Genomic DNA, 14,487 nt, shown 5'->3' on the forward strand with positions numbered 1-14,487 from the left:
CCGGCACGCCACGCCCGTCGAACCGCCATTCCCGCAGACATTGCTCCGGGCGCGTCGCGCCCGGCGCTGCCGTCATCGCCGGTCAGGCCGACCATGCTGGGCTGCCGTCAGAGCGACGGGCGACCGGCCTGGAGCCAAGCATGGGTTTCGTCCAGGGCCACTTTGGCGCGTGCGAACATGTCGGCGATCTCAGCCTTGGTGATGATCAGCGGCGGACAGAAATTGACGGTATCGCCGAGCGCCCGGGTAATCAGGCCGTGCGCGAGAGCCCGTTCTCCGACATGTCCCGCGACGCCCCAGGCCATGTCGAAGCTTTCCCTGGTGGCCTTGTCCTTGACCAGTTCGAGCGCGCCGATCAGGCCCATGCCGCGGACATTGCCGACCAGCGGGTGATCCGCAAAGGCATGAAGTCCGCTTTGGAAATCGGCCATGACGGACCGAACGTGGCCGAGGATGTCGCGATCCCGATAGATGTTCAGCGTTTCGAGGGCGACGGCGGTGGCGACCGGATGCGCGCCATAGGTGAAGCCGTGGCCGAACGTGCCGATCTTTTCGCTTTCGATGCGGATGCCATCATAGATCTTGTCATTGATCATCAAGGCGGCGATCGGCTGATAGGCGGCTGAAAGCTGCTTCGCCATCGAGATCATGTCCGGCTTGATCCCGAAACTTTCACAACCGAACATGTTGCCGGTCCGGGCGAAACCGCAGATCACCTCGTCGGCGACCAGCAGGATATCGTATTTCTTCAGGACCGCCTGGATCTTCTCGTAATAGGTCGGCGGCGGCACGATACATCCGCCGGACGCCATCAGCGGCTCGGCGAAGAACGCGGCGATCGTTTCCGGCCCTTCTTTCTGGATCAGTTGCTCCAGCGAAGCGGCGCAGCGTGTGGCGAAGGCATCCTCGCTCTCGTCCTTTTCGGCGTAGCGATAGTGCAGCGGGCAATCGGTGTGGAGGACGCGGTCGATCGGAAGGTCGAAATCCCGGTGGTTGTATGGCAGGCCGGTGAGGCTTGCCGATGCGACGGTGACACCGTGATAGGCCCGCAGCCGTGAGATGATCTTCTTCTTCTCGGGCTTGCCGATGGCATTGTGGTAATACCAGATCAGCTTCACCGCCGTATCATTGGCTTCCGATCCGGAGTTGACGAAGAAGACCTTGCTCATCGGCACCGGCGCGAGCTCGATCAACCGCGTCGCGAGCTCGACGGCGGTCTCGTGCGATTTGCCGCTGAAGCTGTGATAGAACGGCAATGTGCTCATCTGCCGGGTCGCGGCATCGACCAGGCGCTTCTCGCTGAAGCCGAGCGACGCGCAGAACAGTCCGGCAAGCCCTTCGATATAGCGATTTCCCTCACTGTCGATGACGTAGATGCCGTCTCCACCCGCGATCATGACCGGGCCGCTTTTCTCGTGCGCGACCGCATTCGTATAGGGATGGAGCACGTGTGCGACGTCGCGCGCCTCGATGGAATTTGGCCTGATAGCCATGGCTCGTTCTCCGGTTATGTCACCCACGACGACATGCGCCGGTGCAGGCGATCGCTGATCGGCGCTGTGCCCGTCGCGGCTTGTCTCTTCGCCGTCTGACCGGAGCATATCCGTGGTTTCGACATTTGGTCAATCGACCAATTTTGGTCACATGACCATATTTGCGAGAAACGCCGGTCCTGGCCCTTCGACTGGCGAGAGCGCCGATTGCGACCGCGAACCGCCGCTCGCGCGCGGCGAACGGCTGTCTCCCGCACCGATTTGACAAACCCGGGGTGGCGGACAAGACAGGGCGCCATGAAGAAACCGACGACGAAAAGCGATCAGACGCGCGCCCAGATCATCGATGGCGCGCTGCGCGCGATGTCCAAGACCGGCGTCATCGGCACGACCACCCGCCAGATCGCCACGGAAGCCGGCGTGCAGCTGGCGACGCTGCACTATCACTTCGACAGCAAGAGTGCGCTGCTGGTCGCGGTGCTCGAGGCCTATATCGACGACATGGCCGCGCGGCTGCGTCGGCAGCAGGTGAAGAGCGGCGCGGATCTCGATGACGGCATCGAGCAGTTGCTGCTTGGCATATGGCGTTCGGTCATGCGGACGAAATCAATTCAGATCGTTCAATACGAGCTGACGCTCTATGCGCTACGCGAGGGCGCCGAATGGCTGGCCGAGCGCCAGTACGCGGCCTATCATCGCCTCTATCACGAACATCTCATGAGCATCACGCAGGGACCGCGCCAGCTTCCGGCCGCCGCCTGCGACGCGCTTGCACGCTTCATCCTGGCCGGTGTCGATGGCCTCATCCTGCAGGAACTGGCCAAGCCGAGCCGAGCCCGGTCCAAGCGCGGGATCGATGCCCTCATCGCCGCGACTCAGGCTTACGCCCACCAACTCGCTCAATAAGGTTTGCGCGGGCGTTTCCGGCGCGTCTCGACAGGTCCACGCGCGACGGGCGATGGCGGGTCCCGCCAGCCCTCTTGCCACCCGCCTCGACCAAGGCTCAGATCGGCTGAGCCCCAGCGTCTTCGGCGTGAGATGGGCTGCGAGACAGGAGCGGACGGCTGACTGAAAGATATCCGGCATACGAAATGATTGCGCCGGACATGGCGGCCGCGCCGGATGACGCCGCGCGTGCTTCCGGCTGGGTGTTGCGCGCCGCGACCCATCTGCTCGCCATGCCGATCGACCGGGCGATCTCGGCCATCCTGGCGGAGTTCGGTGAACTGGCCGGGGCGGACCGCGCCTGGATGTTCGAATATGATGAAAGCCTGCTGCGGTTTCGCAACACCCATGAATGGAGCCGCGCCGGCGTGAGCCCGCACGTCGAGGATTTGCAGGACGCGCCGGTGACGATGATCGCATGGCTGCATCGGTTCCTGGTCCAGGGGCAGGCGGTGATGATCAACGACGTCGCCGGCCTTCCGCGCACGGCCAGGTCGCTTCAGGCCGAACTGCTGCGCCAGGACGACAAGAGCGTCCTGAGTGTCCCGCTGGTCCACCAGGGCGTCTTGCGCGGCTGCATCGGCTTTGATGCGACGGCGCGGATCCGCCGGTGGGAAGGAGGGACGATCAGCGCGCTGTTTCACTGCGCCCAGTTGATTGGCCTTGCCCGCTATTCCGGCCGGAACACCTACATATCCCGTGTTCAGGCGGCCTCGGGTCCTTTCACGCCGCTGATCTATCTGAGGATGCCGGGCCGCGCCCGCGGCATTGTCCCCGAAGAGATCCTCGGCCTGCGCGCGGCACGCGACTATACCGATGTCTGGCTGGTCGACGGCTCCAAGCTGACCGATCACCGCGCGCTGTCGGTCTGGGCCGGCATGTTGCCCACGGCGACGTTCCTGCGCATCCATCGTACCGCCATCGTCAACCTCGGCCATGTCGAGGTTCTCGACCGCCATGCCGGCCGGCTAAGGGAACGCTGGGAGCTGCGCCTGCGCTCGCTCGACACGCTATGGGTGGTGTCTCGTCCCTACCGGGCACAACTGCGGTCACGGCTCGGCATCTGACGGTCTCACCACGCGGTACTACCTCGCCACGCGGTCGAAAAACCGAGACATCAACCGAAAAATGTCGAAGCTCTGTCGCTTGGTCGAACCGGCATGTCGTGTTTTTCCCACGGCACTTGCGTAGATTTGTGCTCTCTCGCACACCAAGAGCCTGGCGATGCGGCCCCGCATCACAATCATTGCGCGAGCCTCCCCGAATGGTTGCCCATCTCCGCCGAAACCGCCTCCTGAGCTCGACCGCCCTGGCCGGATGCCGGCCGGCCGGGCCGACAGCCCCCACGCTGTCGCTCGCCTTAGCCGGCTTGGTGACGCTGCTGGGGGCGGCGCCGGTAAGCGCCGCTGACGTGACCTGGATCGGCATTGGCAACCAGAGCTGGACCGACGGCAGCCAATGGTCGCCAGCCAACCCGCCAACGTCCGCCGACCGGGCTATTCTCAACGGCGGCGGCGGCCCCGCCGTGATCTCGACGCTGTCCGGCGTGGGGGTGGCGGGAAGCATCGAGCTACGGGACAACGCGCAGCTCATCCTCGACAACAACGCCACGCTTGGGGTCGGCACCAACATCCTGATCGGCACGATCAACAACGCGGCGGTGTCGACACTGCGTGTCGAGGGAGGCGCCCAGACCACCACCATCGGCCTGTTTGTCGGCAATGCGACGGGCAGCAGCGGCGTCGTGGACGTCTCTGGTGCCGCCAGCGCGCTGCATGTCATCGGCCAGGCGGAGATCGGCGGCAGTGGCGCGGGCACGCTGACGATCCGCGCTGGTGGCGCGGTGAGCGTCGGCGTCGGCGGCATCGGCACGCTCAATGTCGGCACGGCGGGCGGCGGCGCGGGGACGCTCAGGATGGGCGATGCCACTGGCGTCGGCACGCTAGCCGCGTCGACGGTCGACCTGCGCAACAACGCCTCCAGCGTGGTGTTCGACGGGACCGGCAGCCAGGCCTTCGCCCCGCTGATCACCGGCAGCGGTTTCGTCGTGAAGAACGGCAGCGGCACGGTGACCCTCACCGGCGCCAACAGCTATACCGGCGGCACCACGCTGAATGCCGGCGTCCTGACTGTGGGCAATTCAGCAGCGCTCGGTCTGGGCGGTCTCACCGTCGGCGGTTCCTCGACGCTGGACAGCAATGCCAGCGTGAGTTTGGGGAACGCTATCGTGTTGAACGCCAATCTGACGATCGGCGGCAGCAATGCCTTGACCCTCAACGGCGGGATCAGCGGCGCCGGCGGGCTGTTCAAGAACGGCAGCGCCACGCTGACGCTCAATGGCGTCAACACCTTTACCGGTGGCATGGCCATCAATGGCGGCACGGTGCAGGCGGCGAGCGACGGCAATCTCGGCACTCCCGGCGGACAGATCACCTTTTCCAATACGACCATCGTTGGCGGCGCCGGCACGGGCGCCGATGCGGTTCTGCGGACGACAACCTCGTTCTCCAGCGCCAAGACCATGGCCTTCACCTCCGGCGGCGGGCGCATCGAGACGGTTGCGGGCACCACGCTGACGCTGTCGGGGGCGATCTCCACAGGCGGCAGCGCCAGCTTCTTTAAACAGGGTGACGGCACGCTGGTGCTGACCGGCGACAGTTCGGCCAATTATTTCGGCCGGACATGGGTGCATGGCGGCACGCTCAGGATCGAAGGCGGCGGCAAGCTCGGCAGTGTCGCCACCGGGGGGCAGGCCTATATCAGCAACGGCGCCACGGTTGTTGTCACCGGCAGCGGATCAGCCTGGGAGACCTTCAGCCAGATGCGGGTCGGCGAACATGGTTCGGGCACGCTCAGGATCGAGAATGGCGGCACGGTCAGGAACGGCTCGGGCGGCGGCACGGTCGGCATTGTCGGCGGCGGCGGCGCAAGCGAGGTCGTCATCACTGGGCTCGGCTCGCAATGGCTGGGCAATGGCGCGAACCTCTATGTCGGCCATTCCAATGCCGGGTCACTGACGGTGTCCGACCAGGGCGTCCTGCGGCTCGGTGCCGCCGGCAACGGCACGATCATCGCCGGCCTATCCGGCGGCGCGGCCGGTGGCACCATCAATATCGGCGCGGCGGAGGCGTCGGCCGCCGCCGCCGCCGGCACGCTGCAGGTCGGCATCGTGGATCTCAATGCCGCAAGCCGGCTCGCGTTCAACCATACCGAGGCTGGCTACAGCTTCGCGCCGACGATCGTCGGCGCCGGCCAGGTCCGCCAGGTCAACGGCACGACGATCCTGGCCGGTGCCCATACCTATTCCGGCGGCACGGCGATTGTCGGCGGCGTGCTGCAGGTGACGAGCGAGGCCAATCTGGGCGATGTCGCCGGCGGGTTGACCATCGGCAACGGCACCTTGCGCGTCACCAGCGGATTTGCGAGCGGCCGGAACGTGGTGCTGACCGGTGCCTCCGCGACCATGGAGATCCAGGCCGGCGGGCATGTGCTGTCGGATGATATCGATGGCGCCGGCGGGCTGACCAAGACAGGCGCGGGCACGCTGACCCTGACCGGCGCGAACAGTTATGCCGGCACCACCACCATCAGCGCGGGCACGCTGCAACTCGGCACGGGCGGCACCTCGGGTTCGATCACCGGTAACGTCGTCAACAACGCCGCGCTCATCTTCAACCGCAGCGATGCCGTCACCTTCACTGGCGCCGTGTCCGGATCCGGCACGCTTCGCCATATCGGGGGCGGCCTGACCAACCTGAGCGGAAACAGCGGCGGCTTTTCCGGGACGACCACCGTCGAGGCCGGCACGCTCGCGGTCAACGGCGCGCTCGGGGGAACGCTTGTGGTGCAGTCCGGCGCGACGCTCGGCGGCATCGGCACGGTGGGCAGCCTCGGTTCCAGCGCGACCATCGCGGCCGGCGGCGTGCATGCGCCGGGCAATTCGATCGGCACCCAGATCATCGCCGGGAACTATGTCAACCACGGCGCGCTGGTGATCGAGGGAACGCCGGCGGCGACCGACAAGCTCGTGGTCGCCGGCAGCGTCGACATATCGGGCGCAACGCTCAACCTGGTGCTGTCGCCGGCAACCGCTGCGAGCTGGCCCGCGCTCAACGGCCCCTATATCCTGATCGACAAGCAGAGCGCCGGCGCCGTGACGGGGACGTTCGGCACCGTCACCAACAACCTGCTCTTTCTCGACCTGAGCCTGAACTATGCCGGCGGCGACGGCAACGACGTGACGCTGCAGCTGACCCGCAATGATGCCAGCTTCTCGAGCCTCGCCATCACCCGCAACCAGATCGCCACCGCCGGCGCCATCGAGAGCCTGCCCAACAGCAATCCGATCTGGCAAGCGGTCGCGCTGTCGAGCGACCCGGATATCGTCCGCCGCAGCTTTGATGCGCTGTCGGGCGAGATCCATGCCTCGGCCAAGACCGCACTTGTCGAGGACAGTCGCTTCGTCCGCGAGGCCGCCACTGACCGCCTGCGCGCGGCCTTCGGGGCGGTCGCCGCCTCCACCCTGCCGGTCATGGCTTATGCCGGAGGGGATCCGATCCCGGTGGCGGCAACCACCGATCGCCTGGCCGTCTGGGGCCAGGCCTTCGGCGCCTGGGGACATACCAAGAGCGACGGCAATGCCGCCCGCCTCGACCGCTCGACCGGCGGCTTCTTCCTGGGCGCCGACGCCCCCGTCTTCGACAGCTGGCGGCTCGGCGTTCTCGCCGGTTACAGCCGGACCTCGTTCAGCGCCCGGGACCGCGCGTCCAATGGGGGCAGCGACAACTACCACCTCGGCCTTTATGGCGGCACGCAGTGGGGTTCGCTCGGCTTCCGTACGGGCCTCGCCTATACGTGGCACGACATCTCGGCCAATCGGTCGGTCGTCTTCCCGGGCTTCAACGACAGCCTGAAGGGCAATTACCACGCCGGCACCTTCCAGGCCTTCGGCGAGTTCGGCTACCGGATCGATCTGTCACAGGTCGCGCTCGAGCCCTTCGCCAACCTGGCCTATGTCAACCTGCGCACCGACGGCTTCACCGAGCAGGGCGGCGCAGCGGCGCTCAGCGGTACTGGCCAGACGACACAGGCGACCTTCACCACGCTCGGCCTTCGCGCTGCCGCCGGCTTCGACCTGGCCAGCGTTCGGGCCACCGTGCGCGGCACGCTCGGCTGGCGGCATGCCTTCGGCGACATCACCCCACTCGTCACCCTGGCATTTGCCGGGAGCAGCGCCTTCACGGTCGGCGGCGTGCCGATCGCCAAGAATGCCGCCGTGCTCGAGGCCGGGCTCGATCTCAATCTGTCGCCCGCGGCAACCCTTGGCCTGGCCTATTCCGGCCAGCTCGCCTCCGGCGCCCAGCAGCACGGCATGAAAGCCAACCTCGCGGTGAGGTTCTGAAGCCTTGGCTCCGCCGGAAAACGCCAGGGCGGACTGAGCCCTTGGTCTGATTGTCTCGGATCGGGCCGGGCGCTTTGCACACCGATTCAATCCGAAACCAACACTCCAAGAAATATAGGCGCTCCGAGCCCGATCGAGCCCGGAGCGCCATCGTCGATGATCAGGCGAGCGTGTAGCTGGTCTTCACCGTGGTGTAGAATTCGCGGGCATAGGCGCCCTGCTCGCGCGGGCCGTAGCTCGAGCCCTTCCGGCCGCCGAACGGCACGTGATAGTCGACGCCCGCGGTCGGCAGGTTGACCATCACCATGCCGGCATCCGAGTTGCGCTTGTAATGGGTCGCATATTTCAGCGACGTGGTGCAGATGCCCGAGGCGAGGCCGAAGTCGGTATCGTTGGCCACCGCCAGCGCCTCGTCATAGTTCTTCACCCTCAGCACCGCCGCCACCGGCCCGAAGATCTCCTCGCGGGCAATGCGCATGGAGTTGGAGACGCCGGTGAACAGCGCCGGCTGCAGGAAGAAGCCGGGCGTGTCGCGGTTCAGCCGCTCGCCGCCCCAATGCAGCTTGGCGCCCTCGTCGCGGCCGATGGCGATATATTTCTCGTCCTGGCCGAGCTGGCTCTCATCGACCACCGGGCCGATATGGGTACCGGCCTTCAAGGCATCGTCGACCACCAGGCCCTTCATCCGCTCGGTCAGGGCATCGACGAAACGATCGTGAATGCCCTCGGTGACGATCAGGCGCGAAGACGCCGTGCAGCGCTGGCCGGTGGAGAAGAACGAGCCGTTGGCGGCGACTTCGACCGCGACGCCGAGATCGGCATCGTCGAGCACGACCAGCGGGTTCTTGCCGCCCATTTCGAGCTGCACCTTCTTCATCGGGGTCGAGGCGACGCAGGCCGCCGCCACCCGCCGGCCGGTCGAGACCGAGCCGGTGAACGAGATCGCCGCGACGTCAGGGTGCTCCAGCATGGCCTGGCCGACCACCGAGCCCCGGCCCATGACGATGTTGAGCACGCCCTTGGGCAGGCCGGCGCGGTTGAGGATGTCGACCAGCGCCCAGGCCGAGCCCGGCACCAGGTCGGCCGGCTTGATCACCACGGTATTGCCATAGGCCAGCGCCGGCGCCAGCTTCCAGGCGGGGATGGCGATCGGGAAGTTCCAGGGCGTGATCAGGCCGATCACGCCGACCGGCTCGCGGGTGACCTCGATACCGACGCCCGGACGCACCGAATTGACCAGCTCGCCGTTGAGCCTCAGCGTCTCGCCGGCAAAAAAGGCCAGAATCTGGCCGGCGCGGGTCGCCTCGCCAATGCCCTCGGGCAAGGTCTTGCCCTCTTCCCGCGACAACAGCTTGCCGAGCTCTTCCTTGCGCGCCAGCACCTCGTCCGAGGCCTTCTTCAGAACCTCGTAGCGCTCCTGCGGGGTCGACCGGCTCCAGGCCGGAAACGCGGCCTTGGCGGCGGCAACCGCCGCCTTCAGATCCTCGACCGAGCCCTGGGCATATTCACCGACCACATCCTTGGTGTTGGACGGATTGAGGTTGGGCGAGGCCTTTTCGACAGCGACGAATTCGCCGGCGATGAAATTGCGGAACACTGTGGTCATGGCGTCGCCTCTCTCAAGAGTGTGCCGACCCGGTGAGGGGATACCGGATCGCGGCCTGTGGTCGGGCCTGGGTGCCAGTCCGCACGACCAAAGCCCTGATGGGCCGGCATGGTTTGCACATTCCGCGCCGTGAAACCAGAGACCGCCGCCCGCATGGCAGGGTCGCCGGCAAGGCAAGCGAGGCTCCCGTTGCCTCGGCCTCAGTCGACCGCGGCCGCGGGCGGGTCTAGCATCACCTGCCGATCGCCCGACCGAGATCCCGATATGCATGACCCCGCCGACAATGCCGCTCAGCTCGCTTCCCCCTCCTATGTGCTGCCCGCCCTCGACCAGGACTTCCTGCTGGCCGAGCCGCAGCGCGGCGTCCGTTTCCTGCTCGAATATGAAAAAGCCGAGCAGACCTTGCGCCGCTGGGCGGTGCGCTCGACCATTGTCGTGTTCGGCAGCGCCCGGGTGCGCGAGGACGGCCCCGGCCGGCACGCCGCCTGGTATGCGGCGGCCCGCGAGTTTGGCCGGCTCGCCTCGGAGAATGGCGGCGCGCTGAGGGCAAACCAGGGCGGCCGCGACAACGTCATCGCCACCGGCGGCGGCCCCGGCCTGATGGAGGCGGCCAACCGGGGCGCGGCGGATGCCGGCGCGCCGTCCATCGGCTTCAACATCCGCCTGCCGCAGGAACAGGGGCCGAACGCCTATTCGACCCCCGATCTGACCTTCCTGTTCCACTATTTCGCCATGCGCAAAATGCACCTTGCCATGCGCGCCAACGCCCTGGTGGTGTTTCCCGGTGGTTTCGGCACGTTCGACGAGCTGTTCGAGGTGCTGGCGCTGATGCAGACCACCAAGATGCATGTCATTCCAGTGGTGCTGTTCGATGAGCACTATTGGCGCTCGGTGATCAATTTCGACGCCATTGTCGAGGCTGGAATGATCACCCGGACCGAGCTCGATCTCGTGCGCTTCGCCGATACGCCCCAGGCGATCTGGGACCTGATCGCCGAGGCCGACGGCATCGCGCCGCCACCGAAGGGAACCCGTTGATGTCGATCCGCTTGCATGTGCTGGGCGCCGCCCGGGTGGTTACCGGCTCGTCTTATCTGTTCGAGGCCAATGGCCGCCGCATCCTGGTCGATTGCGGCATGTTCCAGGGTTCCAAGACGCTCAAGGCGCTGAACTACCGGACCTTCCCGTTCCGCCCGGCCGATCTCCACGCCGTGCTGTTGACCCATGCCCATATCGACCATGCCGGGCTTCTGCCGAAACTGACCAAGGCCGGCTATCGCGGCCCGATCCACGCCACCCGCTCGACCGTCGACCTCTGCTCGATCATGCTGCCGGATTCGGGCCATATCCAGGAAATGGAGGTCGAGCAGCTCAACCGGCGCAAGAGCCGCCGGGGCGAGCCCAAGGTCGAGCCGATCTATACCGCCGCCGACGCAGTCGCCTGCCTCGACCAGTTCCGCTCCGTAACCTATGGCAAATGGCTGCCGCTCGGCGACGGCATCCGCGCCCGCTGGTGGAATGCCGGCCATATTCTGGGCTCCGCCTCGATCGAGCTCGAATTTGCCGCTGCCGACGCCGCCGCGGCCCCGGTCCGGGTGCTGATGTCCGGCGACCTCGGGCCCGACGCCAAGCTGTTCCACCCCGATCCGAACGGCCCCGTCGATCTCGACCTGATCGTCTGCGAGGCAACCTATGGCGACCGCGACCGGCCGGCGACATCGGTCAGCGGCCGGCGCGCGGTTCTGGCAGCCGAAGTCAATGCCGCGGCCAAGCGCGGCGGGCCGCTGCTGATCCCCTGTTTCGCGGTCGAGCGCACCCAGGAGATCCTGGCCGACCTGCTCGCCGCCATGGAACAGGGCGAGGTGCCGGAGGCGCCGATCTTCGTCGACTCGCCACTGGCCATCAAAGCCACCGAGATCTTCCAGGCCCATGCCGGCGAACTGGAGGACAATGGCGGGCTCGAGCGCCTGGCCAATGCGCCGCAGGTGCGCTTCACGGAATCGGCCGACCAGAGCCGCTCGCTCGAGCGCCTGCGCGGCTTCCACATCATCATCGCGGCCAGCGGCATGTGTGATGCCGGCCGTATCCGGCATCACCTGAAGAACCATCTCTGGCGGCCGTCGACCACCGTGCTGATGGTCGGCTACCAGGCCGAGGGCACGCTCGGCCGGATCATCCTGGACGGCGCCCGCACCGTCCAGATCCATGGCGACGCGGTCAAGGTCCAGGCGACGGTCCGGATGATCGATGCCTATTCCGGCCATGCCGACCGCGGCGAAGTGCTGGACTGGCTGGCCGCGCGCAAGCCGGTCCGCTCAGGCGTCGTGCTGGTTCATGCCGAGGAACGGGCGCTGGCCGCTTTCGCGCCGACGGTTGGCGAAACGATCGTCGCGCCCGACCAGGTCATGGTGCCGCATCTCGACGACACCATCGAGATCACCGCCGGCCAGGCGCGCATCCTGCCGGCGCCGGCGCGCCGGATCGAGCCGGAGCGCGTCGCCGGTCCCGACTGGCACAATGACAGCGCCGCCTTCGTGCTCGACCTGCGCGCGGCCCTCGACAAGGCGGCCGACGATCGCGCCCGCGGCGTCATCCTGCGGCGGCTGAAACGGGCGCTGGCCGGCGAGGATTGAAACGGTTGTCCCAACCCGAAGGAGACGAAGATGGAGATCAAGCGGTCTGGATCCCGCCCCTCGACCAAGCCGTCGAGCGATTATTTTACCGGCAGCGTGCGACAGGACCCCATCATCGAAGCCCCCGCCCCGGCCAGGGTCCGCGCCCTCAACGTCACCTTCGAACCGGGCGCAAGAACCGCGTGGCATAGCCATCCGCTCGGCCAGACCCTGATCGTCACCTCCGGCTGCGGCCGGGCGCAGGTCTGGGACGGACCGATCCAGGAGATCCGCCCCGGCGATGTCATCTGGTTTCCGCCGGGCGAGAAACACTGGCACGGCGCGGCGCCGACGACGGCGATGACCCATATCGCCATCCAGGAGGGGCTGGACGGCAAGACGGTGGATTGGCTGGAGCAGGTGTCGGAGGAGCAATACGCGATCGAGGGATGAGGTGGCGACGATGGGCCGTTGGGGATAGAAACCGCCGACCGAACGACCCTCTCCCAAAGGGAGAGGATTGATTCATCAGTGCTTTCTCTTTGCCCCGGGCCGTTAGCCGAGCCCCGTGTCGAGCCCCCGCCTCACTCGAACAAATCGGCGAATTGCAGCTCGATGCCGGCCACCGCCCGGAGGATTTCGTTGAGGTGATGGGTCATCGCCGCGACCGCCGCCTCGGCATCGCCGGCCTCGACCGCGGCCAGGATCGCCCGGTGCTGTTCGACCAGCGGGCCCATCGTGCCGGCGCTGTGCAGGGTGAGCGCGCAGACCCGATCCATATGGGCTTTCTGCTGTTCGATGGCGCCCCACGCCGCAAGGCAGCCGGCACCTTCGGCGAGCGTCACATGGAACAGCGTGTCGAGCTTCTGGAAAGTCCGGTGATCGTCGGCCTCGACCGCCCTCGCCTGCGCCTCGATCAGCGCGCTTGCCCGATCCCGGTAATGCGGATCGAACCGCTCGCAGGCCCGCCGGACGATCGCCAGCTCGAGCGCCTCGCGGATGAAGCGTGCGTCGAGCATGCGGCGCACCGACAGTTTCACCACGATGGTGCCGCGCTGCGGCTGGACGTCGAGCAGGCCGGCGCGCATCAGCGCGATGAAGGCCTCGCGCACCGGCTGGCGCGAGACATGGAAGCGGTCGCCGATTTCGGTTTCCGACAGCCGTTCGCCCGGCTTGATGGTCAGATCGATGATCTGGGTCCGCAATTCGCGTTCGATCCGGGCTGCAGCGCTTTCGACCGCGCGGGCCGAACCGGATTGAAGGTTTGCGAGATCGAGCATCATGGGTCCTGGGCTTGAACTTCCATACAAGTGCATACTAGGATATCCGCCGAAGCGGAAGCCATAAAACCGGGCGGCCGCTTTGCACGTTCCCCAACCCCAGAAGGGAACTTGAGGTCTCACCCGGGAGGAAACCATGCTGTCACGCCGGACACTCGTGTCCACCGCCGCCGCCCTTCTTGCAACCCCCGCCGTCACAGGCCGGGCCTTCGCCCAGACCGTGACGCTGCGCTCGACCGACATCCATCCCGATGGCTATCCGACCATCGAAGCGGTCAAGTTCATGGGCAGCCTGATCGAGCAGCGCACCGGCGGCCGGATCAAGATCAACGTGTTCCACTCAGCCCAGCTCGGCGGCGAAAAGGACACCATCGAGCAGACCCGTTTCGGCGTCATCGACATGAACCGCATCAACATGGCGCCGTTCAACAATCTGATCGCCGAGACCAATGTGCCCTCGCTGCCGTTCCTGTTCCGCTCGGTGGCGCATATGCGCAAGGTGATGGATGGCGAGATCGGCGACGGCATCCTGAATGCCTTCTCGGCCCATGGCCTGGTCGGCCTGGCGTTTTACGATTCAGGCGCGCGCTCGTTCTACAATTCCAAGCGACCGATCGCGACGCTGGCCGACATGAAGGGCATGAAGATCCGCGTCCAGCAGTCCGACATGTTCATCGACCTGGTCAACGCGCTCGGTGCCAATGCCACGCCGATGCCGTTCGGCGAGGTCTATACCAGCCTGCAGACCGGCGTCATCGACGGCGCCGAGAACAACTGGCCGAGCTTTGAATCGACCCGCCATTTCGAGGTGGCGAAATTCTACTCGCTGACCGAGCATTCGATGTCGCCGGAAGTGCTGGTCATGTCGAAGCGCTCGTTCGACAGGCTCTCAGCCGGCGATCGCGACATCGTCCGCGCGGCAGCCAGGGAATCGGTCGCGAAAATGCGCGAGCTCTGGGAAGCCCGCGAGAAGAGCTCGGAGGCCACCGTCCGCGGCCGCGGCGCCCAGGTCAATCCGGTCGAGAAACAGGCCTTCATCGACGCGATGAGGCCGATCTACGAGAAATATGTGAAGGACGCGGCCCTGAAGGCCATGGTCGCCAAGATCCAGGCGGTCACCTTAGCCTGACCCGGAGCGGGCCGGCGCCCG

10 protein-coding genes are annotated in these 14,487 nt (G+C 66.4%); 7 read left to right on the forward strand and 3 right to left on the reverse strand.

The genetic code is table 11. From position 1 onward, the window contains the following. Positions 1-107: 107 nt before the first annotated feature. Entirely contained in the window at positions 108-1,493 is a 1,386-nt protein-coding gene (locus E8M01_RS07960) for an aspartate aminotransferase family protein (RefSeq protein ID WP_136959642.1), read from the reverse strand. 297 nt (positions 1,494-1,790) lie between these two features. Between E8M01_RS07960 and E8M01_RS07965 the strand changes: the two genes are divergently transcribed. The 3 genes from E8M01_RS07965 (at position 1,791) to E8M01_RS07975 (ending at position 7,839) form a co-directional block, all read left to right on the forward strand. Then, positions 1,791-2,399 carry a TetR/AcrR family transcriptional regulator gene (locus E8M01_RS07965; RefSeq protein ID WP_136959643.1) on the forward strand — a complete coding sequence of 203 codons (609 nt, stop codon included), beginning with the start codon at positions 1,791-1,793 and terminating at the stop codon, positions 2,397-2,399. Positions 2,400-2,584: 185 nt separating this feature from the next. Beyond that, positions 2,585-3,505: a GAF domain-containing DNA-binding protein gene (locus tag E8M01_RS07970; RefSeq protein ID WP_215908869.1), complete on the forward strand. Its 921-nt coding sequence runs from the start codon at positions 2,585-2,587 to the stop codon at positions 3,503-3,505. After that, positions 3,451-7,839 (forward strand): autotransporter domain-containing protein, encoded by a 4,389-nt coding sequence (locus E8M01_RS07975; protein WP_136959644.1) that lies wholly within the window; start codon positions 3,451-3,453, stop codon positions 7,837-7,839. The genes E8M01_RS07970 and E8M01_RS07975 overlap by 55 nt, the downstream gene beginning before the upstream one ends. A gap of 160 nt (positions 7,840-7,999) precedes the next feature. On the opposite strand, the gene E8M01_RS07980 is transcribed toward E8M01_RS07975, so the two are convergent. Further along, positions 8,000-9,445 (reverse strand): aldehyde dehydrogenase family protein, encoded by a 1,446-nt coding sequence (locus tag E8M01_RS07980; protein ID WP_136959645.1) that lies wholly within the window; start codon positions 9,443-9,445, stop codon positions 8,000-8,002. 264 nt (positions 9,446-9,709) lie between these two features. Between E8M01_RS07980 and E8M01_RS07985 the strand changes: the two genes are divergently transcribed. The 3 genes from E8M01_RS07985 to E8M01_RS07995 are packed head-to-tail and all read left to right on the forward strand — an operon-like array spanning position 9,710 to position 12,510. Further along, positions 9,710-10,483 carry an LOG family protein gene (locus E8M01_RS07985; protein WP_136959646.1) on the forward strand — a complete coding sequence of 258 codons (774 nt, stop codon included), beginning with the start codon at positions 9,710-9,712 and terminating at the stop codon, positions 10,481-10,483. Next, complete coding sequence (locus tag E8M01_RS07990; RefSeq protein ID WP_136959647.1) at positions 10,483-12,078, forward strand: MBL fold metallo-hydrolase; 1,596 nt, start codon at positions 10,483-10,485, stop codon at positions 12,076-12,078. The genes E8M01_RS07985 and E8M01_RS07990 overlap by 1 nt, the downstream gene beginning before the upstream one ends. Before the next feature lie 30 nt (positions 12,079-12,108). Continuing rightward, positions 12,109-12,510 (forward strand): (R)-mandelonitrile lyase, encoded by a 402-nt coding sequence (locus E8M01_RS07995; protein WP_136959648.1) that lies wholly within the window; start codon positions 12,109-12,111, stop codon positions 12,508-12,510. 131 nt (positions 12,511-12,641) lie between these two features. Here the strand turns inward: E8M01_RS07995 and E8M01_RS08000 are convergent, their stop codons facing one another. Next, positions 12,642-13,337 (reverse strand): GntR family transcriptional regulator, encoded by a 696-nt coding sequence (locus tag E8M01_RS08000; RefSeq protein ID WP_246088638.1) that lies wholly within the window; start codon positions 13,335-13,337, stop codon positions 12,642-12,644. A 136-nt stretch (positions 13,338-13,473) separates the two neighbouring features. Here E8M01_RS08000 and E8M01_RS08005 point away from each other — a divergent pair, with 136 nt between their 5' ends. Then, a complete protein-coding gene (locus E8M01_RS08005; protein WP_136959650.1) occupies positions 13,474-14,466 on the forward strand; it encodes a TRAP transporter substrate-binding protein in 993 nt (330 codons plus the stop codon). The last annotated feature ends 21 nt before the right edge of the window (positions 14,467-14,487 follow it).

It is taken from the genome of Phreatobacter stygius, assembly GCF_005144885.1.
Lineage (GTDB): Bacteria > Pseudomonadota > Alphaproteobacteria > Rhizobiales > Phreatobacteraceae > Phreatobacter > Phreatobacter stygius.